Annotated in this window: 25 protein-coding genes; 16 read left to right on the forward strand and 9 right to left on the reverse strand. The window is 59.9% G+C overall.

Annotated features, from left to right (window positions below; translation table 11 throughout):
• Position 1 precedes the first annotated feature (1 nt).
• The 8 genes from arsJ to B9Z34_RS04975 all read left to right on the forward strand — a co-directional run bounded on the left by arsJ (position 2) and on the right by B9Z34_RS04975 (position 6,550).
• A complete protein-coding gene (arsJ, locus tag B9Z34_RS04945) occupies positions 2-1,288 on the forward strand; it encodes an organoarsenical effux MFS transporter ArsJ (protein WP_108427003.1) in 1,287 nt (428 codons plus the stop codon).
• Positions 1,289-1,311: 23 nt separating this feature from the next.
• Positions 1,312-1,668: a helix-turn-helix transcriptional regulator gene (locus tag B9Z34_RS04950; RefSeq protein ID WP_108427156.1), complete on the forward strand. Its 357-nt coding sequence runs from the start codon at positions 1,312-1,314 to the stop codon at positions 1,666-1,668.
• A gap of 32 nt (positions 1,669-1,700) precedes the next feature.
• Positions 1,701-3,203, forward strand: coding sequence for a Ppx/GppA phosphatase family protein (locus B9Z34_RS04955; protein ID WP_108427004.1), 1,503 nt, complete (start codon positions 1,701-1,703; stop codon positions 3,201-3,203).
• 17 nt (positions 3,204-3,220) lie between these two features.
• A complete protein-coding gene (locus B9Z34_RS14450; RefSeq protein ID WP_146179619.1) occupies positions 3,221-3,580 on the forward strand; it encodes a hypothetical protein in 360 nt (119 codons plus the stop codon).
• 173 nt (positions 3,581-3,753) lie between these two features.
• Positions 3,754-4,542, forward strand: coding sequence for a HupE/UreJ family protein (locus B9Z34_RS04960; RefSeq protein WP_199220067.1), 789 nt, complete (start codon positions 3,754-3,756; stop codon positions 4,540-4,542).
• Positions 4,543-4,584: 42 nt separating this feature from the next.
• Positions 4,585-4,935 carry a DUF6488 family protein gene (locus tag B9Z34_RS04965; protein WP_108427005.1) on the forward strand — a complete coding sequence of 117 codons (351 nt, stop codon included), beginning with the start codon at positions 4,585-4,587 and terminating at the stop codon, positions 4,933-4,935.
• A gap of 3 nt (positions 4,936-4,938) precedes the next feature.
• Positions 4,939-5,991 carry a DMT family transporter gene (locus B9Z34_RS04970; protein WP_108427006.1) on the forward strand — a complete coding sequence of 351 codons (1,053 nt, stop codon included), beginning with the start codon at positions 4,939-4,941 and terminating at the stop codon, positions 5,989-5,991.
• A gap of 121 nt (positions 5,992-6,112) precedes the next feature.
• Positions 6,113-6,550, forward strand: a complete 438-nt coding sequence (locus B9Z34_RS04975) for a hypothetical protein (protein WP_108427007.1) — start codon at positions 6,113-6,115, stop codon at positions 6,548-6,550.
• A gap of 6 nt (positions 6,551-6,556) precedes the next feature.
• Here the strand turns inward: B9Z34_RS04975 and B9Z34_RS04980 are convergent, their stop codons facing one another.
• The 8 genes from B9Z34_RS04980 to B9Z34_RS05015 form a co-directional block, all read right to left on the reverse strand.
• Positions 6,557-7,018 carry a histidine phosphatase family protein gene (locus B9Z34_RS04980; RefSeq protein WP_108427008.1) on the reverse strand — a complete coding sequence of 154 codons (462 nt, stop codon included), beginning with the start codon at positions 7,016-7,018 and terminating at the stop codon, positions 6,557-6,559.
• A gap of 5 nt (positions 7,019-7,023) precedes the next feature.
• On the reverse strand, positions 7,024-9,108 hold the full coding sequence (gene ppk1, locus B9Z34_RS04985) for a polyphosphate kinase 1 (RefSeq protein WP_108427009.1): 2,085 nt from the start codon (positions 9,106-9,108) through the stop codon (positions 7,024-7,026).
• A 69-nt stretch (positions 9,109-9,177) separates the two neighbouring features.
• Positions 9,178-10,224, reverse strand: coding sequence for a glycosyltransferase family 1 protein (locus B9Z34_RS04990; RefSeq protein WP_108427010.1), 1,047 nt, complete (start codon positions 10,222-10,224; stop codon positions 9,178-9,180).
• Positions 10,221-11,141 (reverse strand): UDP-2,3-diacylglucosamine diphosphatase, encoded by a 921-nt coding sequence (locus tag B9Z34_RS04995; RefSeq protein WP_108427011.1) that lies wholly within the window; start codon positions 11,139-11,141, stop codon positions 10,221-10,223. The genes B9Z34_RS04990 and B9Z34_RS04995 overlap by 4 nt, the downstream gene beginning before the upstream one ends.
• Positions 11,138-11,983, reverse strand: coding sequence for a GNAT family N-acetyltransferase (locus B9Z34_RS05000; protein WP_108427012.1), 846 nt, complete (start codon positions 11,981-11,983; stop codon positions 11,138-11,140). Before B9Z34_RS05000 ends, B9Z34_RS04995 begins: the two co-directional genes overlap by 4 nt.
• Before the next feature lie 117 nt (positions 11,984-12,100).
• On the reverse strand, positions 12,101-12,337 hold the full coding sequence (locus B9Z34_RS05005; RefSeq protein ID WP_108427013.1) for a DUF2789 family protein: 237 nt from the start codon (positions 12,335-12,337) through the stop codon (positions 12,101-12,103).
• A gap of 13 nt (positions 12,338-12,350) precedes the next feature.
• Complete coding sequence (locus B9Z34_RS05010) at positions 12,351-14,081, reverse strand: PHA/PHB synthase family protein (protein WP_369907578.1); 1,731 nt, start codon at positions 14,079-14,081, stop codon at positions 12,351-12,353.
• A gap of 118 nt (positions 14,082-14,199) precedes the next feature.
• Positions 14,200-14,694, reverse strand: a complete 495-nt coding sequence (locus B9Z34_RS05015; protein WP_108427014.1) for an Rrf2 family transcriptional regulator — start codon at positions 14,692-14,694, stop codon at positions 14,200-14,202.
• A 124-nt stretch (positions 14,695-14,818) separates the two neighbouring features.
• On the opposite strand from B9Z34_RS05015, the gene B9Z34_RS05020 reads away from it, so the two are divergent.
• From B9Z34_RS05020 to B9Z34_RS05055, 8 genes are all read left to right on the forward strand, one after another.
• On the forward strand, positions 14,819-15,817 hold the full coding sequence (locus tag B9Z34_RS05020) for a MerR family transcriptional regulator (protein ID WP_108427015.1): 999 nt from the start codon (positions 14,819-14,821) through the stop codon (positions 15,815-15,817).
• 24 nt (positions 15,818-15,841) lie between these two features.
• Complete coding sequence (locus B9Z34_RS05025) at positions 15,842-16,381, forward strand: hypothetical protein (RefSeq protein ID WP_108427016.1); 540 nt, start codon at positions 15,842-15,844, stop codon at positions 16,379-16,381.
• Positions 16,378-17,919, forward strand: a complete 1,542-nt coding sequence (locus B9Z34_RS05030) for an FAD-binding domain-containing protein (protein ID WP_108427017.1) — start codon at positions 16,378-16,380, stop codon at positions 17,917-17,919. Before B9Z34_RS05025 ends, B9Z34_RS05030 begins: the two co-directional genes overlap by 4 nt.
• Before the next feature lie 3 nt (positions 17,920-17,922).
• Positions 17,923-19,242, forward strand: coding sequence for a DASH family cryptochrome (locus B9Z34_RS05035; protein ID WP_108427018.1), 1,320 nt, complete (start codon positions 17,923-17,925; stop codon positions 19,240-19,242).
• Between the two features lie 11 nt (positions 19,243-19,253).
• Complete coding sequence (locus tag B9Z34_RS05040; protein WP_108427019.1) at positions 19,254-19,892, forward strand: trimeric intracellular cation channel family protein; 639 nt, start codon at positions 19,254-19,256, stop codon at positions 19,890-19,892.
• Between the two features lie 19 nt (positions 19,893-19,911).
• Positions 19,912-20,874, forward strand: coding sequence for a DMT family transporter (locus tag B9Z34_RS05045; protein WP_108427020.1), 963 nt, complete (start codon positions 19,912-19,914; stop codon positions 20,872-20,874).
• 73 nt (positions 20,875-20,947) lie between these two features.
• The gene (locus B9Z34_RS05050) at positions 20,948-21,217 is read left to right on the forward strand and encodes a helix-turn-helix domain-containing protein (RefSeq protein ID WP_108427021.1); all 270 of its coding nucleotides are present in this window, start codon (positions 20,948-20,950) and stop codon (positions 21,215-21,217) included.
• A 1-nt stretch (position 21,218) separates the two neighbouring features.
• Positions 21,219-22,547, forward strand: coding sequence for a type II toxin-antitoxin system HipA family toxin (locus B9Z34_RS05055; RefSeq protein ID WP_108427022.1), 1,329 nt, complete (start codon positions 21,219-21,221; stop codon positions 22,545-22,547).
• Between the two features lie 47 nt (positions 22,548-22,594).
• Here B9Z34_RS05055 and B9Z34_RS05060 read toward each other — a convergent pair whose 3' ends face one another.
• The gene (locus tag B9Z34_RS05060; RefSeq protein ID WP_108427023.1) at positions 22,595-23,011 is read right to left on the reverse strand and encodes a transcriptional regulator; all 417 of its coding nucleotides are present in this window, start codon (positions 23,009-23,011) and stop codon (positions 22,595-22,597) included.
• Between the last annotated feature and the right edge of the window lie 79 nt (positions 23,012-23,090).

Below are 23,090 nucleotides of genomic sequence, written 5' to 3' on the forward strand. Positions count from 1 at the left end.
GATGAACGCGGCTGAGCGCAACGACGGCGGTATCACCGCCGCAGAACGTCAATACGGCATCGTGACCGCCGCCTATTGGGGCTTCACCCTGACCGACGGCGCTTTGCGCATGTTGGTGCTGCTGCACTTTTACAAGCTGGGTTACTCCCCTTTCACGCTGGCCTTTTTGTTCTTGCTCTACGAAGGCGCGGGTGTGCTGGCCAACCTGATCGGCGGCTGGCTGGCCACACGTTTTGGCATCGCCCGCATGCTCACCGTGGGGGTGGTCACGCAGATCATCGGCTTTGGTTTGCTCTCGGCCTTGCAGCCCGAGTGGACGGCGACCATGTCGGTGGCTTGGGTTGTGCTGGCGCAGGGCGTGTGTGGCGTGGCCAAAGACCTGACCAAAACCGCCAGCAAATCGGCCATCAAGATCACTCAGGCGCAAGCCAAAGACCAAGGCAACGGCCAACTCTTCAAGTGGGTGGCCTGGTTCACGGGCAGCAAAAACGCCATGAAGGGCTTTGGCTTTTTTCTAGGCGGTTTGCTGCTGGAGACGCTGGGTTTCCAGGGGTCGCTGTGGGCCATGTCGGGTCTCCTGGCTTTGGTGCTGATCGGGGTGGTGACGAGCTTGCCGCCCATGATGGGTAAGAGCAAGCCATCGGGCTCGGCCAAAGAGTTGTTCGCCAAAAACGCAGGCATCAACGCACTGGCCGCCGCCCGCGTGGCTTTGTTTGGGGCGCGTGACGTGTGGTTTGTGGTGGGCGTGCCGGTGTTTTTGTATTCGGTGGGCTGGACTTTCACCATGGTGGGCGGCTTTTTGGCGACCTGGACCATTGGCTATGGCCTGGTGCAAGCACTGGCCCCGCAGCTGGTGCGCCGCAGCGCCGACGGCCTGAGCCGCGAAGTGCCTGCAGCCCGCTGGTGGTCGGCAGTCCTCACGCTCATTCCGTTGGGCATCGCCGCTGCGCTTTGGCTGCAAGCACCGCAGCTGCAATGGTGGGTGGTCGGTGGCCTGAGCCTGTTCGGCTTTGCCTTTGCCATCAACTCGTCGGTGCACAGTTATTTGGTGCTGGCCTATGCAGGCTCTGAAAAAGCGGCCGAAGACGTGGGCTTTTACTACGCCGCCAATGCACTCGGCCGCTTCATGGGCACGCTGCTGTCGGGCTTGCTCTACCAATGGGGCGGGCTGCTGTATGCCCTCTTGGGATCGGCGCTGATGCTGCTGCTGTGCTGGCTGACCACACTGCGCCTGCCCTTGGGCTTGCTTGAAAACACCACCCCTTCAGAAAAGACAGGCACCCCATGACCACCGACACCGTTTTGAACGCCATGGACGAAGACCTCGCCGTCAAGGCGCTGGCGGCTTTGGCACAAACCTCTCGCTTGCGCGTGTTCCGCGCCATCGTGGGCGCAGGCCCTGAAGGCATGCAACCGGGCCAGTTGTCGCAAGCGCTGGCGGTGCCTGCCAACACGCTGTCCTTTCACCTCAAGGAACTACACCATGCGGGCCTGGTGAGCGTGCAACGCGAAGGCCGGTTCATGCGTTACCGCGCCGACATGCCGACCATGCAAAACCTGGTCGGCTTCTTGACCGACCACTGCTGCCAAGGTGTGCCTTGTGTCGACATGCCTTGTGTGGCCTGCCATGACAAGCCGTCATCAAACGTTCATGCAGACGTCACATAATCAGCATTTTTCTGGTCCACGTCGTTCACCACATGCAAACCAAGTCCCTTTACGCTGCCATTGACCTGGGCTCCAACAGTTTTCGCCTCGAAATCGGTCAGATGGATGCGGGACAACTGCGAAGGGTCGAATACATCAAGGAAACCGTGCGGCAAGGTAATGGACTGGACGTCGAGCGCCATCTGACAGAAGAGGCCATGGTCAGGGGCTGGGAATGCCTGGCCCGATTTGGCGAACGCATCGCAGGCTTTTGCCCCAGCCAAGTGCGGGCCGTGGCCACGCAAACCCTGCGCGAAGCACGCAACCGCGATGTTTTTCTGAGCAAGGCCAAACGCCTACTGGGCTTCCCGATCGAGGTGATCGCCGGCAAGGAAGAAGCCCGACTCATCTATCTGGGCGTGTCACACCTGCTGCCGCAATCCGATGAGCATCGCCTGGTGGTGGACATCGGAGGTCGCTCGACCGAGATGATTTTGGGTCAACGTGAAAAAGCCAACACGCTGGAGTCTTACCGCGTGGGTAGCGTGGCCTGGTCCATGAAGTTCTTTCCCGACGGGATTTGGACGCCGGCCTGCTTCAAATCTGCGGAAATTGCAGCCAAGGCGGTGCTCGATGAAGCCCAGATCCTGTTCAACCGCAACCACTGGGACAAATGCTATGGCTCGTCCGGTACGGTCGGTGCTGTGGCCGATGTCTTGACCGCTTCCGGGTGGCCAGAGGGACTCATCACCCGCGAAGGCCTCGCCTGGCTCAAGGACCGCCTTCTCAAAGCCCAAAAGCCAGACAACCTGCGGCTCGAAGGGGTCAAGGAAGACCGCAAGCCCGTGATTGGTGGGGGGCTGGCCGTCTTGCAAGCGGTGTTTGACCTGCTGCACATCGACGAGATGCAAGCGGCCCAAGGTGCGCTCCGGCACGGTGCGCTTTACGATCTGATCGATCGGGAAAGCACACAGGATGTCAGGTCATCGATGGTGGACTGGCTGGCGCAACGCTTTGGTACCGACAAGCTGCAGGCCGAACGGGTATCACGCACGGCCCAAAGCCTGTTGCAATCGCTCATCCCGGAAAGCGGCAGCACTTCAGCGCAAGATCGTCAGCGCTATCTGCAAAAACTTCACTGGGCCTGCCAGTTGCACGAAACCGGCATGCGCATCTCGCACAGCGATTACCACAAGCATGGCGCTTACATCCTGGACAATACAGACTTGCCCGGCTTCACCCTCGATGAGTTGCACCGCCTGAGCCAATTGGTGTTGGGGCATCGGGGCAAATTGCGCAAACTTGAAATCGAGATGGATGACGCGAGCTTTGTCCAGCAGCTCATGGCGCTCCGATTGGCGGTCATTTTGTGCCATGCCCGACGCGACCCGGACCTGTCGGGTTTGACCATCCACTGCGATGCTCTGGAGCGCACCGCGCGTTTGACGCTGCGCAGCGACTGGGCCGAAGTCTGGCCGCAGTCGGCCCATCTCTTGCGTGAAGAGAAAACGGCTTGGCAAAAAACCGAATGGGCGTTAGAGGTCCACCAGGACTGACATGTAAAATATTTCGCATGCCACAAAGCAGTCGCGCCACTTTTTTGATCCTTGCAATTCTTTTGCAGGTGGTCGTGTGGCTCACGCCTTGGGGTCAAGAGCAAAGAATTGCCGACTTGGCCAATACCGTGGCACACGCCCAAGCCACGGCACACCACCATCATGACGATCACTCGCTGCACATGGATGACCATGTCACGGAAGCTGCACAGCATCAGCATGCCAGTGAAACCTTTCAGCTGGTCGGACTTGTGCCTCTAGTCAATGGCTTTGCTCTGGACCGGGCTCGGTCAACACGGTTTTCAAACAGTGCAGCGCCCATCGCCGCCGTCTTTCTTCAAGGGCCACTGCGCCCACCCCAACCAACAGCCGTCTGACCACAGACGACTCGTTTGAAGAACTTAACCGGCCCAGCCGGGTCAACACACATCTTTCAGATGGGCAGGCCGCGTTGTGCTGCAGCCACTCTTAAACGTATTTCTGCGTGATTCCGCTGATCGGCAGGATGCCCAAGCCGCACAAACCCTTCTTTCATTTCACTTTTTGACCTATGAAAAACATCTTTTCTGGGCGACTGATGGCTTTGTTCTTTTTGGCCATGACCCCATTAGCTTGGGCGCATGGCATTTCTGAAGAAGACCGCCAGCGCATGCTTGACGGCAGTTATTTCCAATACGTGGGCCTGGGTGCCAGCCACATGCTCACGGGATATGACCATCTGTTGTTCTTGTTCGGTGTGGTCTTCTTCTTGACCACCTTCAAGGATGTAGCCAAATTTGTCACGGTGTTCACACTGGGGCACTGCATCACGCTGATCTTTGCGACCTACTTCAAGATCACTTGGAACTTCTATCTGGTGGACGCCATCATTGCCATCAGTGTGATTTACAAGGGTTTTGACAACAACGGGGGATTTCAAAAGCACTTCGACATGAAGTCCCCCAACTTGTTGATGGCTGTTTTTGGATTTGGCCTGCTGCATGGTTTCGGCCTGTCCACGCGCTTGCAGCAACTCCCCCTGGGAGATGACCCTGTGGCTATGTTGTGGCGCATTCTGAGCTTCAATGTGGGCGTAGAAGTCGGTCAAATCGCGGCGCTGACCGTGATGGTGGCTGTACTGGCCTTCTGGCGCAATCGCCCCTCGTTCAAACGCTTCAGCCACATGGCCAACCTGGGCCTGATCTACGCCGGTATTTACTTGTTGTTCACGCAACTGCATGGCTATCAGCATGACAGCCACCCCAACGACTTCCGCTTTCCAGCGCAAGAGCACCAGCATGCCCATGAAGACATGGCCATTGACAACACCACCGACGACAGTCGCAACACCCTGAAATAGACCAACGCTTCTGTTTTTAAAACCGTAACTCAAGGAATCATCATGAAAAAATCTATCTTCGCTGCACTGACCTTGACCACTACTTTGTGGACACCTGTTGTTTTTGCGTCTGCTGGCGGCAGCTGCCATTTCCATGGCAACAAGCCAGCCGCTGAAGCCACCGTGAGCGGCTGTGCAGCTCAACGTAAAGACGCCTTGGTTAAAAGCGGCAAACTGGACGCCTCTTGGTCCGCTGTCAAACAAGACAAGATCGAGTCGGTTGACGGTAAAAAAGGCAAAGAGTGGAAAGTGACCTTCAAGGACCCCGCCGCCAAAGACAAAACCAAGGAAACGCTGTACATGTTCTTTACCCCGGTAGGCAACTTCATCGCGTCCAATTTCACAGGCCAGTAATCGATGAGTAACGAGTCAACGCCACCAGCCCTGAAAGGCGGTCTGCTGGCATTGCTGGCTTCTGCATTGTTCGGGTTGAGCACCCCGATGGTGCAAAGCCTGGGCAAGGGCGTTGGCTCGTTCACGACTGCGGCCCTGCTTTACGCAGGTGCTGCTGTCGTGGCTTGGGTTTTAAAACAACCTGCGGCACAAGAGGCAAGCATCAAGAAAAGCGATTTGCCCAGACTGTTTGCCATGGCGGGGACAGGCGCTGTGATCGGACCCGTCGCATTGGCCTGGGGTTTGCAGCACACCAGCGGCTCCAGTGCGTCCTTGATGCTCACGCTTGAAGCTGTTTTCACCGCTGTTTTGGCATGGCGATGGTACGGAGAGACCTTAGACAAGAGGGTCATTGCTGCTGTTGTTTTGATGCTGGCTGGCGGCGTGGTTTTGGTGGTCGAACAAGGCACTTTGGGTCAAGTTCAGCTGTGGGGCTTGCTGGCGGTGATGCTGGCCACGGTGGCCTGGGGAGTGGACAACACGCTCTCGCGCGGGGTTGCCTATCGCGATCCCGGACAGGTGGTCTTGGTCAAAGCCACATTGGGTGCGATATGTACGCTGGCCTTGGCTACATTGTTTGATGAACCGATCCCACTGGCAACAACCGCGATGGGGTTGGTAGCTGTCGGTGCTACGGGTTATGGCTTGAGCCTGCGGTTTTACTTGCTCGCGCAACGTACCTTCGGCGCAGCCCGCACCGGCTCTGTTTTTGCTTTTGCCCCGTTCATTGGGGCCATTGGCGCATTCGTCTTGGGAGAACGTTCAGGCAGTGCTTTGATGGTCGTTGCGGGTGTGTTGATGATGCTGGGTGTTGTGTTGCACTTGATGGAATCTCATGCGCATGAGCACACCCACGATGCACTGGAACATGAACATGCCCACCGGCATGACGATGGACATCACACCCATGTGCACGACACCATGCCAGAGGGCACCCACAGCCATTGGCACACGCATGCGCCTGTCACGCACTGTCACGCCCATGTGCCAGACGCACACCACAGGCACGGTCATTGACCGCGTGAGTTTTACTCATTGGCTGGCTGATAAAACGCACAATGAAACGCAACTTGTCATGTTTCATTTAACGGTATAAACTGTATGCACCGTTAAATCTCAACTTTCACCTTCAATACCCATGACACAGACAACAGCCACGCCAAGCAAAGGAAGAAGCCAGGCCGCAAAAACGCCAGCGCCTCGCAAAGCCAAAGTCGCAGCCCCTAAAAAATCTACAACCACTTCAAGCGGTGCGCCCAGCCAAGCTGTCTCCAAGAACCCACGCGCCAAGCCCGTGACGCCCAAGCCTGTGGCCAAGCAAGCTACTGCCGCACCCGCCAAACCCCTGAAAGACAAGAAAGTCAAAGTTGTGCGCGACAGCTTCACCATCCCCAAGACCGAATTGCTGCAAATTGCAGACATGAAAAAACGCGCTTTGGGTCTGGGTGTCGAGATCAAGAAAAGTGAACTCATCCGGGCAGGGTTGCAGGCGCTTCTTGGCCTGACTGATGCGAGCTTCAAAAAGGCGCTGAGCAGCGTTCCCACCATCAAAACCGGTCGGCCCGCCAAGGACTGAGCCTGCTCACAGACGCTCTGGGGCGGTCACGGTCAGCAAAACGGTTTGATCCTGACCATCACGGCTGCGCCTGCGCAACCACCATACGGCCCCCTTGCGCACCGCGCACGCCGCAGTGGGCATGCGCAGCAACTGTGAAATCACCGCCCCCAGTCCGGGCTGGTGCCCAACCAGCAAAACCGGGTACCTGGCATCGGGCCAACCCGCTGTTTCCAGAATATCCTCCACCGAAGCGCCCGGTGACAAGGCATCGCGAACTTTGTATTTACGCCCCAGGGCGCGCACCGTCTGCTCAGCCCTGACTGCAGGGCTGCTCAAAATGCGCGTGCCTTCTGGAAGCTGACTTTCGAGCCAGACCGCCATCCGCTCAGCCTGCTTGCGGCCACGCGGCGTCAGAGCCCTTTGCAAGTCATCTTCTGCGGGTTCGGCCTCGTGGGCTTCGGCGTGACGCCACAAAATCAAGTCCATCGCCCTCAGTCCCCTTTGGTAGACGCCCCGTAGCGCAGCATCAAGGCGTTTTGTGCTCCGTGTCCCGGTGCCGTCAGACCGACCCGGTGGTATTGACCGTCTGCCGCCAAATCCCAGGCGTCACGGCCATCATGCAGGTAGGCGATCAGGCATTCGTCGATGATGCGCTGACGCAAAACCGGGTCGGTCACAGGCCAGGCCAGCTCGATCCGGCGTGTCATGTTTCGACTCATCCAGTCGGCGCTGGACAAATACAGCGACTCTTCCTGACCGGCGCAGAAATAAAACACACGGGAATGCTCCAGAAAGCGGCCAATGACCGAGCGCACGCGGATGTTTTCGCTCAAACCCGCCACACGCGCAGGCAACATGCAAGCGCCCCGCACGATCAAGTCAATCTTCGCACCCTTTTGCCCGGCTTCCAGCAAAGCCTCGATCAGCGGTTGGTCGGTCAGGGCATTCATCTTGATGACAATGCGTGCAAAGTCACCACGCGCCGCTGCTTCGCCCACCGCCGCAATGCGCGATTGCAAGTCGCTGTGCAGCTGAAAAGGCGCGACCAGCAAGCGCTTCATTTTGGGCAGGCGGCTTTGGCTGGCCAAGTGACCAAACAATTGATCCATGTCGGATGTGATGCCAGCGTCTGCCGTGAGGTAGCTGATGTCGGTGTACAGCGCTGCGGTGCGGCGGTTGTAATTGCCGGTCGACAAATGTCCGTAGCGCTTGAGCGAGCGGCCTTCGCGGCGAGTCACCAAAAGCATCTTGGCGTGCGTCTTGAGGCCGACAATGCCGTACACCACCTGCACCCCAATCGATTCGAGCTGCTCTGCCCAGTTGATGTTGGCTTCTTCGTCAAATCGGGCTTTGAGCTCCACCACAGCTGTGACTTCCTTGCCCCGACGCACCGCCTCGCGCAGCAAATCCATCATCGTGGGATCGCTGCCTGCTCGGTAAATCGTTTGCTTGATGGCCAGCACGTTCGGGTCCATCACGGCTTCGCGCAAGAATGCCAAGACGCCGTCGAAACTCTCAAAGGGCTGGTGGATCATCACATCACCCGTTTTGAGGCGCGCAAAGATCGAGCCGTGCTGCGGCACCTGCGCAGGGAAACTCGCCTTGTAGGGCGGGAACAGCAACTCCGGCGCATCGATCAAATCGATCAACTGCATCAGACGCACCAGATTGACCGGACCGTTGACCCGAAACACCGAGGCTTCGGGGAGTTGGAATTCCTTGCGCAAAAATTCTGCCAAACGTGGCGAGCAATTGGCCGAAACCTCCAGCCGGACCGCCTGACCGTAGTGGCGATGCTGCAAACCCTGCCGCAGAGCCATGCGCAAATTGGCAATCTCGTCTTCGTCAACCGCCAGCTCGGAGTTGCGCGTCACCCGAAACTGTGAGAACTGCCCCACTTCACGGCCCGGAAACAATTCGGCCAAATGCGCACGGATCACACTGGACAGCATGACAAAGGCGGTGGTGCCGTCACACACCCGCTCGGGCAGTGGAATGAGGCGGGGCAAAACGCGGGGCACTTTGACAATCGCGATCTCATTGGAGCGACCAAAGGCGTCCTTGCCCGACAGCTGAACGATGAAATTCAGAGACTTGTTGGCCACCTGCGGGAACGGGTGCGCCGGGTCCAACCCCACTGGCACCAGCAAAGGCTGGACTTCGCGTTGAAAATAACTGCGCACCCATTGTCGCTGGGCCGCATTGCGCTCGCCGTGCGACAAGATCCGGTAACCCTTGCGCTGCAAAGTGGGCAACAAGTCGTCGTTGTACAGGGCGTATTGCCGCGCCACCATGGCGCTGATTTTTTCAGCCAAGGCGGCAAGACTGGCTTCTGTGTATTCCCCTGACTTCAGGCCTTGCAGGCTGCCCATCACATGGGGCTCTGCCCGTACCTCAAAAAACTCGTCCAGGTTGGAAGACACGATACACAAATAGCGCAAACGCTCGAGCACTGGCACTTCCGGGCGGTGAGCCCAATCCAGCACCCGCTCGTTGAAGGACAAGATGCTCTGATCGCGGTCGAGCAAGGCTGGCCGCTCGTTTGCAAAGGAAGTCTCGACTTTTGAATGAACCATGACCGTGCCTGAATAGATTGAAAATCATTCTAGGAATTCGCTGTGTCAATTTGATGACAACACCGTGAATCAGCCGCCCGTGCTTGCAGCGCCCGATACCGGCACCAGATGGGACACGAACAACTCGACCGTCTTGGGCCAGGCGAAGGCCTCAGCCCGCTGTCGGCACTCGGCCCTTGGAAGGGTCAGGCATTGGCGAAACGCCTCGGCCAGGTCTTCCGACAGCACGCCCCCCATCGTCTGGCCTTCGGTATGACCGAGCACTTGCAAAGGGCCATCGACCGGGTATGCGGCCACAGGGGTGCCGCAAGCCATGGCTTCGAGCATGACCAAGCCAAAGGTTTCATTGCGCGAAGGAAAGACAAACACATCGGCTGCAGCATAGACCTTGGCCAACTGTTGGCGCGGCAACACTCCCATCCAGACCACATTCGGGTAACGCGCCTTGAGCTGCGCTTCCAAAGGCCCCACACCACACACGATGCGGGTTCCATCCAGCTTCAAGTCCAGAAACGCATCGATGTTTTTCTCGTAAGAAACTCGCCCGACAAACAAGGCGTAGGGGCGCGGAAACCCTTCCAATTCCGGCATATCCAGCGGCTCGGCGTGGTGGTCAAACAAATCCAGATCCACCCCGTGGGTCCACGGCTTGAGTGATTGGAAGCCACGGCTTTTCAGCATGTTCAGTACGCCTTGGGTCGGCACCATCACCCCCGAAGACGGGCGGTGAAAATGGCGAAACAGGCCGTAGCCCAGAAACAAGGGCACGCGCAGCGCTGCTTTCAGGATTTCTGGAAACTTGGTGTGGAAGGCGGTGGTGAATTGCCAGCCTTTTTTCAGGCAATGCTTGCGCGCTGCCCAGCCCAAAGGACCTTCTGTGGCGATGTGAACCGCATCGGGCTGCAATGTGTCCAGCACTTTGGCCAGCGCTTTGTAAGGGCGCACCGCCAGATCAATGCCCGCATAACCCGGGCAGGGGCGGTTGCGGAACTGTCCGGGGTGGATCACCGTCACTTCGACGTCCCCCATGCTCAGGGCTTGCACCAGCTCGTGCAGCGTGGTCACCACGCCATTGACCTGAGGGTGCCAGGCATCGGTGATGAGGGCGAGCTTCATGCGGGCACCACCTGAGCTGCAGCCCCCCGTTGGCTCACCACCGCATGCGAACCCCAATGGACGATTTCGAGATGCCCGTCGGCATGCTCCACCAAGGCGGTCCGGCTTTCTACCCAATCGCCATCGTTGCAGTACAAGGTGCCATTCACATTCCGTATTTCTGCATGGTGGATGTGCCCGCACACCACGCCATCAAAGCCTCGGCGCTTGGCTTCGTGCGCTACGGCCACTTCGAAATCGCTGATGAAGTTCACCGCCTTCTTGACCTTGAGCTTGAGGTACGCGGACAAAGACCAGTAGGGCCGCCCCACACGGGCCCTGAAGCTGTTCAGGTGCCGGTTGATTCGGAGGGTCAACTCGTACAACCAGTCACCCACATACGCGAGCCACTTGGCGCACTGGATCACGCCATCAAAATGGTCTCCATGCACCACCCACAACTTGAGCCCCTGAGCGGTGGTGTGGGTCGTTTCATGCACCACCTCCACGCCGCCAAAAGCATGGCCCACAAAATGCCGGGCAAACTCGTCGTGGTTACCAGGCACATAGACCACGCGGCAACCTTTGCGCGCCCTGCGCAACAGTTTCTGCACCACATCGTTGTGACTTTGCGGCCAGAACCAGCGCCTGCGCAGCTGCCATCCGTCGACAATGTCACCCACCAAATACAGCACATCACTCGGGTGGTGCTTCAAAAAGTCGAGCAAGGCCTCGGCCTGAAATCCCGGTGTGCCGATGTGCAGGTCTGAAATGAAAATCGCCCTCAAACGAGGGCGGTCTGCAGCGTCGTCATCCTCGTCCTGTGCGGACGGGGACGACACATGGACGGGTGAGCCATGCACCCCATCCTGCGCCAGACTGGCGTCAAAGGTTTTCAGCAGCAGCGCGTGCTGCAAGGAGGTTGACGACACAGTCATCTGACAGCCGCTGAAAAATGCTTGCAGTAACGCGCTGGCAAGTCTGCGGTGCACATCATCATCGGCAAATCGGCCGTGTTGAAATCCGGGTCCCAGGCGGGCGCACCCAGCACCTTGGCACCCAAGCGCAGATAGCCCTTGATCAGCGCGGGCGGCTCGATCGGCAAGTTGCTGTCCAGCTCATCGATGGGCAATGGCAAACGCGGCCGGACATGGTATTGGATATCGGCCAGATGGCTCTGACGCAACTGGTTCCAGATGCTGGCTGCGGCATCACCCGTCACCACACCGTTGTGGAGCATGGGAATACTGGCGCAACCGATCATGGTGTCCAGGCGGTTGCGGTCCATGAATTCAAACAAAGCCCCCCACAGGGCCATGATGACGCCACCCTGGCGGTGCTCGGCGTGCACGCAACTGCGGCCCAACTCCACCATGCGTTGGCGCATGTCGCGCAGACGGGTCAGGTCGAATTCGGTGTCGCTGTAGGTGCTGCCCACGCGTTTGGCCTGGGCCGGCGTGAGTACACGGTAGGTGCCAATCACCAAGCCCGACTCGCCGTGTCGGACCAGCAAATGCTCGCAGTAATCGTCGAACAGATCGATGTCATGGCCGGGCACCTGGGTCGACAAGCGTGCGCCCATTTCAGTGCCGAAAACATCAAACCTCAGTTTTTGTGCTTCGCGCACTTCGTCTTGATGTTTTGCCCAAGTGACGTGAATAGCATTTTGGGCACGTCGAGGCAGGAAATCCACAGGGGTTTGGACCTGCGCCGGATGAAGTAACCCCCTGGGCAAACTCACCGGGGACAACGCGAACGTGGGGTTCGGCAACTCTTTCATGACCAGTTCTCCTTTGGATCAATGCAGCCATGATCCAAAAGCGAAATGACATGAAAAAGTCAATGGCGTGAATTCTTCGTGACGCGGAACGTGCAGAGTGCCGGTCAAGAGCGGGGATCAATGCGCTCGCAAGGCCTTGTTGAGCTGATCGACCTGGTGCGTCCAGTCGGAGTCCTGTTGCCAAGTTTCTCGCAAGAAGTTGGCTTGGGCCACTGTCCAAAAAGCAGCGTCGGCCAAGGCGATATCGCCCGACAAGGGGCTGTGCGCCCGAATGAACTGCGCAATGCTGCGCGAATCACAAGGCAAACCCAGCTGCGCAAACAACTCATGAAACGGGTGGTGAACGGGGTCCATGGGCAGTACCTCCTCATTTCTTCAAAACGTAGTGTCCGGGCGCGTCAGCCAGCGGTGACAAACCCATGTCGGGCGCACCCATGTTGGGCAGTGGACCCGCTTCACCGGAATGGTCCTGCAACCAGCTCAGCCAGTGCGTCCACCACGAGCCCTCGTGTCTGCTGGCTGCACGCAACCAGACGTCCGGGTCCAGATAGGCCCCATCGTGCGGACGTGTCAGCGCCTGGAAGCTGCGCCCCGGGACACCCGGCGGATTGACGATGCCCACATTGTGCCCCCCTGATGTCAGGACAAAGGTGGTGTCCACATTGGTGAGTAAGTGAAGCTTGTGCACCGATCGCCATGGGGCCACGTGGTCACGCACGGTGCCCAAGGCATAAATCGGACACTGGATCGCGGTCAAGGCCACAGGTTTGCCGTGCACGGGATAGCGGCCACTGGCCAGGTCGTTGTTCAGGAACATGCGCCGCAAATACTCGGCATGCATGCGGTATGGCAAGCGCGTGCCGTCTGCGTTCCAGGCCATCAGATCGCTCATGGGTGCGCGTTCACCCAGCAAATAGTGCTTGAGCAGGCGCGACCAGATCAGATCGTTCGAATTCATCCACTGGAAAGCACTGGCCATCTGGCTGCTGTCCAGATAGCCCCGGTCCCACATGATGTCTTCGAGGTGCGCCACCTGGCTCTCGTCGATGAACAGCTCCAACTCGCCAGGCTCGGTGAAGTCGGTTTGTGCCGCCAGCAGCGTCAAGCTGGCCAGGCGGTCATCGGCGTCCCTGGCCATGGCGGCTGCTGCGATGGCCAGCAGTGTGCCGCCCAGGCAATAGCCCAGCGCATGCACTTTTTGTCTGGGCACCACAGCGCACACCACCTCCAGAGCGTCCATCACGCCCATGCGCAAATAATCGTCCATATCCATATCCAGATCCCGGTCATCCGAGTCCGGGTTGACCCAAGACATGGCGAACACCGTGTGGCCTTGATCCACCAAGAAGCGGATCAAGGAGTTGTGCGGCGACAAATCGAGGATGTAGTACTTCATGATCCAGGATGGCACGATCAACACCGGCTCGGGCCGCACCTGATCGGTGGTGGGGGCGTACTGGATCAACTCGATCAGGTGGTTGCGGTAAACGACCTGACCCGGCGTGATGGCCACCTGCTGCCCCACCTGGTACGCCTCGGTGCCTGCGGGTGGCTGGCCTCGCTGCCAACGCTGGGCGTCTTCCAGCCAATTCTGAAAACCCTGACGCAAATTCGCCCCCATGGTTTCCTGGGTGCGTTGCCACACCTCGGGGTTGGTCAGCACGAAATTGGCGGGTGACACCATGTCCAGGCACTGACGAGCCGCGAAATTGACCACCGATTCATGGTGGGGCGACACGCCACGCACACCGGTCGTGGCCTCTTGCCACCATTGCTGTGTGAGCAAGAAGGCCTGGCTGATGGCATTGAAGGGCCAGGCCTGCCAGCCGGGGTGCGAAAAACGGGTGTCATGCACCATGGGCTCGATGCAGGGTTTGCAGTGTTGGTCGTGTGCCTGCGCTGCATAGTGCGCCCACTCCTGCGCGCTCAACACCCCCAGCTGCAGCAGTTTGAGTTGCTCGGCCGGGTTCATGGCCAGGTGGCTCGCCCAGTCGTCGAAAGCCATGCGCAGGGAGACGGTCGAAATACCTTGCGTGAAAGGTGACAGCTGCGTGTGCGCCCAACGGTCCAGAATCGGACCGGGACGCGGGGCGCTCACAGAAAGGGGATGGCCAAAAATGTGCACGCTGCCATGCTAGACGGCAGCGTGCCGCTTGAACATTCACCTTTCGGTGTAGTCCAAGCCAGGCCTGTGGGCACAGGCCCGCAGCTCAACTTCAGAGCATCATGCTCAACTGGAACACTGAATTGGGTGCTCGCGGCATGACCGGCGCAGGCAAGGGCTTGAGGCGGAATTGGCCCAGCATGGAAGTCACGCGGGCGTCGCGTGGCATGAAGGGCACGGCGACATCGTCCAGGGTCTGCGAGGCCAGTGTTTCTTGCAGGTGGCGTTGGATGTCGGCTTCCAATGACTTCATCGGATGGCCATCGTCGGGGTACAGCTCGTCAAAGCTGTGCACCACTTCAAAGTGCTTGACCACATCCCACAAGCTGATGTCTTCGGGGTTGCCGCGGATCTGGTAGCCGCCGCCCGGGCCACGGTGTGCCCGGATCAATCCGGCCTCGCGCAGCTCCTTGAGTATCGACTCCGTGTAAGAGGACGACAACCCCAGGCCCGAAGCGATCTCTTCGGTCGTCACGGGCTCCACGGCTGAACGAGAAGTGATGAAAACCGCGATGTCGACGGCTTTGGCTGTTTTCTTCAGGATCATGATGCGCTCCTCATTTGAATCGGTATTGTATGGTTTAAACGCATAAAATCCACTCATATCCTGTTTTATTTCTCAATAAACCTATTTTTACCTTAAAATATCTACTCAATACATAAACAAGACAATGCCCAACACCCTCGATCCCCGTCCAGCGCTTTACCGCATCGGTGCCGTTTCCAAGCTCAGCGGCGTGCCTGTGCCCACCTTGCGGATCTGGCAAACGCGCTACAGCGCCTTCTCGCCCGCCACCACCCAAGGGCAGCACAGGCTCTACGACGAGGAAGACCTGCGCAAAGCCACATTGCTCAAGTCACTGACCAGCCAAGGACACGGCATCAGCTTGATTGCCGGGCTGAGCACCGCACAGTTGCAGCAGTTGTTGCAAACTGGCTCCCAGATGGCACGCGGGTCAGCGCCAGCGCCGCGATCCCCTGACAGCCAGCGCCATCGCTGGGTGCTGGTCGGTCACCACTTGGCCGAGCGTTTGCAATCCGAACACTTCAGATCCACCCACCCAGGACCCGCTGTGCACATTCAAGCGGTGTGGGCCGATTTGAACGAAGCCCGCCAGAACCCCGAGGCCGCCGACACCGATGTGCTCATGGTCGCGGTGAACAACCTGAGCGACAGCAGTGCCCAGCAAATTCTCGATTTGTCCGCGCAATTGAGCGCACGCCAGACCGTGGTGTTGTATGGCTTTGGCCAAATGAAAGCCATCGACAGCCTGGCCCGCACGGGCTGCCTGCTGCACCGTGAACCCCTGAACGATGCGGCTTTGGCCAACATCGTGCGCAGCACACGCCCAGCACTGACTGACGCCTCCTGGGGCCTGCCCCATCTGAACGACCCCGTGCCGCCACGCCAGTTTTCAGATGCGGTGCTGCAGCGGGTGGCCAATATTCCCAGCCAGGTGCTGTGCGAATGCCCTCGCCATGTGGCCGAGCTGATTGGCCAGTTGGGCCGTTTCGAAGACTACAGCCTGGACTGCTTGCAACAAAGCCCCAAAGACAGCGAGTTGCACACGCAGCTCCACAAGATGGCAGGCACAGCCCGTGCCTTGCTTGAAAAGGCCCTGCAGATGGTGGCCGACCACGAAGGCATCTCCCTGCAGGACCCGACCTGAACAGCACGCGCGGCTGAACTGCACATGAAACGACACGTGGCCGCCACCTTGCTCGGCGTGACCGGCTTTTTGGTCATGGACAGCCACATCGACTGGGTTCGCCAGGACCACGGCATCCTGCTGGAGATCAACGGCCAAAAGTTCGATCCTCAAGGCTGGATGGCCGAGCACTGGCGGCCGTGGCGACAAGACTGTCAGCGCGTTCGCGCCGAAGCCCACGATACGGCCACGGCCCAGGCGGTGCTGCAAACCATTCAGCAACACAGCCTGCCGGACTCATTGGAAGCCCAACTCTTGCAACTGCACCTGCAAGCAGACTGGGCCATTGCCGAAGTCGCATTCAAAACCCTCAACCCCAGCATCGTGGTGTTGCGCCTAGAAGGTGATGCTTGGCTCATCCAAGACAGCGCCGTGTGGAGCGGCTCCACAGCACCTTGGCAACCGGCCCATTTTGTACGCCGTTATTTGCAACAACAAGCCCCGGAGATGCCTCAGGCCCTGATCGACTGCGTGCCCATTGAAGCCCGCCGCTATGCGGCCCTCTCTGATGGGGGACAGCTGTGACTTACCGCGTGGTCTGGTTAAAACGCGACCTGCGGCTGCACGACCATGCGGCACTGACCCATGCGGCAACCCAAGGCCCAGTGCTGTGCCTCTACATCGTCGAGCCCGGTTTGTGGGCGCAGCCCGATGCCGCCTTGCAACACTTCGAGTTCGTTCGCGAATCGCTGAATGAACTGCACGAGGAGCTGCAGGCGGTGGGCGGCAGCCTGCAAGTGCGCGAAGGGCCTGCGGTGCAGGTGCTGGCCGCGCTGCATGCCCAAGCGCCTTTTGCCGAATTGGTCTCACACGAAGAAACCGGCAATGCCTTCACCTACGAGCGCGACCTGCAGGTCGGCGCGTGGTGCCGCAGCATCGGCCTGCCCTGGACCGAACTGCCGCAGTTTGGCGTGGTGCGCCGCCTGAAAAGCCGCAACACCTGGCAAGCCCGCTGGGAGTCACACATGGCCGCGCCGCAAGCGGTCTTGCCCGAGTTGTACTTTGTTCATGCGCCTGAAAATGTTGGCCCCGAGGTGATGACACCGCCACCCGGCCTGCAGCACAACCCCACCCAGCGCCAGCACGGAGGTCGCCGCCTGGCGCTCGAGACCTTGCACAGCTTTCTGGATGCGCGTGCGCTGAGCTACCGGGGCGGCATCTCGTCACCGTTGTCCTCGCCCACCGCATGCTCACGTTTGTCGGCGTACCTGGCCTATGGCTGCATCAGCCTGCGCGAGGTGGTGCAGGCCACCCGCGCTGCGCTGGACGCCCTGCCACCGCAAGCAGGTCGCCACCGTGCGGGTCTGGTGGATTTCATGAGCCGCTTGTATTGGCACTGCCATTTCATCCAGAAGCTCGAGAGCGAGCCCGAAATCGAATGGCGCAACATGCACCGGGGTTACGATGGCCTGCGCGAAGACGACTGGAACGACGCCCACTTTGCAGCGCTGACATCGGCCCGCACCGGCTGGCCCATGGTGGACGCCTGCGTGGTCATGCTGCACGAGACCGGCTGGCTGAACTTTCGCATGCGGGCCATGCTGGTGTCGGTGGCAGCCTACCCGCTGTGGCTCGACTGGCGGCCCGTGGGCCATTGGCTGGCCACGCAGTTTCTGGATTACGAGCCCGGCATCCACTGGAGCCAGCTGCAAATGCAGTCGGGCACCACCGGCATCAACACCACGCGGGTCTACAACCCCATCAAACAAGCGCAAGACCACGACCCCAAAGGCATCTTTGTGCGCCGCTGGCTGCCGCACATGCGCCGAGTGCCCGACACCTGGTTGTTCGAGCCTTGGCTCATGCCGCCCGAGGTGCAGCGCCACTGTGGCCTGACGGTGGGCGTGGACATCCCAGAGCCGCTGGTGGACCTGGCCGAGGCCACACACACCGCCAAAGCGGCGCTGCACGCCCGCCGGGCTGAACCCGGTGTCAAGGCGGGCAAAAAAGCCGTCATCGACAAGCATGCATCGCGCAAAACGATAGCTCCGAATCCACGCAACACCCGAAAAAAATCGCCTAACACCAACGTGTCCAGCACACAGCTGGGCTTTGACTTTTAAACCATGCGCACCACCCTCTTCTGGTTCCGAAACGACTTGCGCCTGCACGACCAACGCGCCTTGAAGCAAGCCATTGAGCACGCCCAAACGCATGGCCAAGCCCTGTTGCTGGTCTATGTGCACGAACCCGTGCAAGACGCGCCCACCGCTTGGGACTTTCGCCGCATGGGCGAGCACCGCAGGCGTTTTCTGGCTGACACGTTGCAAGACTTGCAAGCCTCGCTGCAGGCTTTGGGCCAGCACCTAGTGTTGCTGCACGGCCCCGTGGCCGAGGTGCTGCCCACTTGCGCCAGCCATGTGGGCGCAGACACCGTGTTTTGCGAAGACATCGCCGCACCCGAAGAAGAAGCGCAGGTGCAGGCCCTGATCAACGCAGGCCTCACCGTCAAAACCCTGTGGCAGTCCAGCCTGATCGAACCCGACGCCCTGCCCTTTGCGACCGAAGACATGCCGCAGGTGTTCACGGTGTTTCGCCAACGCATCGAATCGGCGAAGCTCCACCCCCTGGCACCGCTGCCCGCGCCCACCCAGTTGCCTGCGCCTCCGAGCGACAGCTTGACCGGCTTGCCCGGCTGGACTGAAGACCCGTTCACGCTGCTGCAAGCCCACACCGAATACGATGCGCACCCGCGCTCGAACTTTCCGTACACCCAAGCCGCCTGCCGGGGCGGCGAAACCAGCGCCTTGGCCCACCTGCAAAGCTACCTCACCCCGCCCTGGCCCGACCGCTACAAACAAACCCGCAACGCCCTGCAAGGTCAGCACACCAGCAGCCACTGGTCGCCCTGGCTGGCCACGGGCGCGGTGTCGGCCCGCCGCATTTGGGCCCAGTTGCAGGCCTACGAACAAGCGCACGGCAGCAACGACGGCACGTATTGGCTGTGGTTTGAGCTGCTGTGGCGTGACAACTTCCGCATGCTGCACCTGCAGCACGGTCCGCAGCTCTATGCAGCGCGGGGTTTGTCGAACCTGCCCAAGCCCTCGCACTTTCCGAAAGACTTTGCACGCTGGTGCAGCGGCCAAACGGGCGAGCCCATCGTGGACGCGGGCATGCGCGAGCTGGCCGCCACCGGCTTCACCTCCAACCGCATGCGCCAAATCGTGGCCAGCTTTCTGGTGCACGACCTGTCTTGCGACTGGCGCGCGGGCGCGGCCTGGTTCGAATCGCAGCTGGTGGACTTTGATGTGCAAAGCAACCAGGGCAACTGGCTGTATGTGAGCGGCCGGGGCACCGACCCGCGTGTGGGCAGGCGCTTCAACCCCGCCAAACAGACGCAAGACCACGACCCGCAGGGCCGCTACCGACAGGTCTGGCTGGCCTGATAATCGGGTGCATGTATGCCATTCAATCCTGGGGGGACACCCTGCGCCTGCTGGTCGAGTTGTCGGCCACCGCCGCCTTTGCGCTGTCGGGCCTGATGGAAGCGGCCCGCAAGCGGCTCGACGCGGTGGGCGTGTGCGTGGTTGCGTTTCTGGCGGCCTTTGGCGGTGGCACGCTGCGCGACTTGCTGCTGGACTACCGGCCTTTTTTCTGGGTGCAACACACCGAAATGCTCTGGGGCGTGCTGGCCCTGTGCGTGGCGGCCATGCTGTTCATGCGCCAGCGCCATTTTGAAGTCACCGAAAAAGCGATCCTCTGGCCTGACGCCCTGGGGCTGGGCCTGTTCACCGCAACGGGTGTGCACCACGCGCTCCTGTCCACCATGCCCCCGGTGGTGGCCGTGCTCATGGGCCTGATCACGGGCGTGTTTGGCGGCGTGTTGCGCGACATGGTGTGCAACGAAATCCCCACCGCCTTCAAGGACCACCGTCCTTACGCGGTCTGCGCCTTTGCGGGCGGCTGGACTTATGTGGGCCTGTGGTCCACCGATGCCCCCGGCTGGGTGGCGCTGCTGGGTTGCGTGGTGGTCACGGTCGGGCTGCGTGGCCTGGCCCTGTGGCGCAACTGGCAGCTGCCCGCGTGGCGGGCCTGACAAGACTTTTTTGCAAACCATGCCTCAAAACCCTACCGCCTTCTGGGGCGGCATCTTCTTTTCTTTGGCTGCGGGCATGATGTGGGGCCTGGTGTTTGTGGGCCCGCTGATGCTGCCCGACTACCCCGCCGCGCTGCACACCTTTGGCCGCTATCTGGCCTTCGGTCTCATCGCGCTGCCCCTGGCCTTTGTGGACCGCGCCGAGATGCGACGGCTCTCCCGGGCCGATTGGGTGGCCGCGCTCAAGCTGGCGGCCATCGGCAATGTGCTGTATTACCTGTTTCTGGCCAGCGCCATCCAGCGCGCAGGCGGGGCGCTGCCCACCATGATCATCGGCACGCTGCCGGTGGTCATCGCCATCTCGGCCAACCTGCTCAACCACCAGCGCGACGGGCGTTTTCCGTGGCTGAAACTCGCACCGCCTCTGGTGCTGATCCTCCTGGGGATCGCCTGCGTCAACCATGTGGAGTGGACAGCCCTGGTACAAAACCCGGCGGCCGACACCACCCGTTACATCACGGGCGCCGTGCTGGCCGTGGGCGCCGTGGTGTGCTGGACCTGGTACCCGCTGAAAAACGCCGACTGGCTGCGCGGCCACCCCGACCGCAACCCCCGTGTCTGGGCCACAGCACAAGGCATCGCCACATTGCCGCTGGCCCTGCTGGGCTATGCCGCCTTCTGGCTGTGGGCCATCGCCACGCATGACCCGATGCCCATGCCGCTCGGCCCGCGCCCGCTCGAATTCATCGGCCTCATGATGGCCATTGGCCTGTTCGCCTCCTGGCTGGGCACCCTGTGCTGGAACGCCGCGAGCCAGCGCCTGCCCACCGCCCTGGCCGGACAGCTCATCGTGTTCGAAACGCTGGCAGCGCTCAGCTACGCCTTCTGGCTGCGCGGCCAGTGGCCCGAACCGCTCACGCTGGCGGGCATTGCATTGTTGGTGGCGGGGGTGATTGGCGGGGTGCGGGTCAAGGCGGTTTGATTCGTTATCCGAATATTTGGCATTTATTCGATTTGCGGGTATATTACATTTATTCGTTTTACGGATAAACGCCATGCCGCACACGCTCGTCACCCCCACACAAATGGGGCAAATTCTCAAAACAGCCCGCAAAAACAACCAGCTCAGCCAAACCGAACTGGCGTCCCGGGTGGGTCTCAGCCAAAGCCGCATCTCGGCTTTTGAACAACAACCCGAGAACATCGGTCTGGGCCAGTTGCTGTCCGTGCTCAATGCGCTGGGTCTGGAACTCACGGTTCAAGCACGTCAAAGCACCGCGCCGCAAGCCCTGCTGGCGCGGGACAGCGACGCGCCGGAGTGGTGACATGGGCCGCCCTGCACAAACCCAGGCACTGTCCATCTGGACGAACGGTGAGCGCGTAGGCACTTGGCGCATGGGTGGCCGCAGCGGCATGTCGCTGCAATACGACCCCACCTGGATGCGCGCCCCTGCAGGCAGACCACTTTCACTGTCGCTGCCTTTTGGCCTGGATGACAGCCCGCTCAAGGGTCCAGCGGTCGCACATTTTTTTGACAACCTGCTGCCCGACAACGAGGCCATCCGCCGTCGGCTGGCGACACGGTTCAAAACCGGCTCAACCGATGCGTTTGATTTGTTGCGCGCCATCGGCCGGGACTGCGTCGGGGCTGTGCAATTGCTGGGCGAAGACGAAGCGCCGCACAACGTGACCCAAATCGAAGGCACCCGCATGAGTGAGTTCGACGTCGAACAACACCTGCTGCGTGTGGTCAACGCCACCAGCGCCTTGGGCAGCCCCAACACCGATGACGATCTGCGCATCTCTTTGGCGGGCGCACAGGAAAAAACAGCGCTGCTCTGGCATCAAGGGCAATGGATGCGGCCCCAAGGCACCACGCCCACCACCCACATCCTCAAAATGCCGCTGGGCCTGGTGGGCAACCAGAAAGTGGACCTGAGCAGCTCAGTCGACAACGAATGGCTGTGCCTGACGCTGCTGCGTGAATTCGGTCTGCCGGTAGCGCGATGCGCTGTGCTCACCTTTGGTACACAACGCGTGTTGGCTGTGGAGCGCTTTGACCGCCAACTGCATTCATCCGGCCAATGGTGGATGCGGCTGCCGCAGGAAGATTTTTGTCAGGTCCTGGGCCTCCCATCGCACCTGAAGTACGAAGCCGATGGTGGCCCCGGCGTGCGCGACATTGCCCAAGTGTTGATGCGCTCAACCCAGGCACAGACCGATCTGCGTCACTTCATGAAAAGCCAGATTTTGTTCTGGCTGCTGGCCGCACCCGATGGCCACGCCAAAAACTTCAGCATTCAGATCTTGCCGCAAGGCCAATTCAAGCTCGCCCCGCTGTACGACGTCATGTCGATCTGGCCGATTGAAGGACCTGGCCCCAACCAGTGGTCCATTCACAAGCTCAAATTGGCCATGGCTTTTTGGGGCAAGAACAAGCATTACCAGCACAAAGAAGTGCTGCAACGGCATCTGGTCAGCACCGCAAAAATCTGCGGCCTCAAAGCCGATGTGGCATCCATGATCGAAGAAATCGTGACCCAAGCACCGCAAGCCATCGCCAACACCCAAGCCCAACTGCCACACGGGTTCAAGGCAGCCGTACTCGACAAAACCCTGGCGGGATTGCAAGCCACTTTGGGCAGGCTCAGCTAAAAGCGGGACACTGCGGCTCATGCGCACCGCTCACTCCAAAGCAACTCTTACTTCTTCTTGGCCGGTGTATCTGGCACGCCGTTGGCCTTGGCAAACGTCAGGATCACCTCGCGAATGATCTTGCGTTGGGCAGCGGGGAGCTGCAAAAAAGCGTCGAAGGTTTCGCGCTCCACGTAACCGACACCCTCGTCCCAACGTTTTTTGTGCTGCTGCACCGACAGACGCACGGCATCGCCAAAACGCAAAACATCAGGCTCCACCTTAAGCCACTCTGCCAAGACTTTCATTTTGTCTTGTGTTGGGATTGAACGGTTGTTCAACCAACCCCACGCGGCTTGATTGCTGATCGACTTGCCCGGCCAGCGCAAATTGAACTCATGCTCTAAAACCGACGGGCTGGCCACATAGCCCGCCTGAACCATGGCGGTACGCAAACGCTCGGTGAATTCGATTTTTTCATTCATCCAAGCAAACTACAAACCGCTTGATGATTTTCTCAAATAGCTGTTGAGTATGATTACAACAATCAGTTGAAAACTGAAT

This window comes from Limnohabitans sp. Hippo3, from assembly GCF_003063665.1.
Classification (GTDB): Bacteria; Pseudomonadota; Gammaproteobacteria; order Burkholderiales; family Burkholderiaceae_C; genus Limnohabitans_A.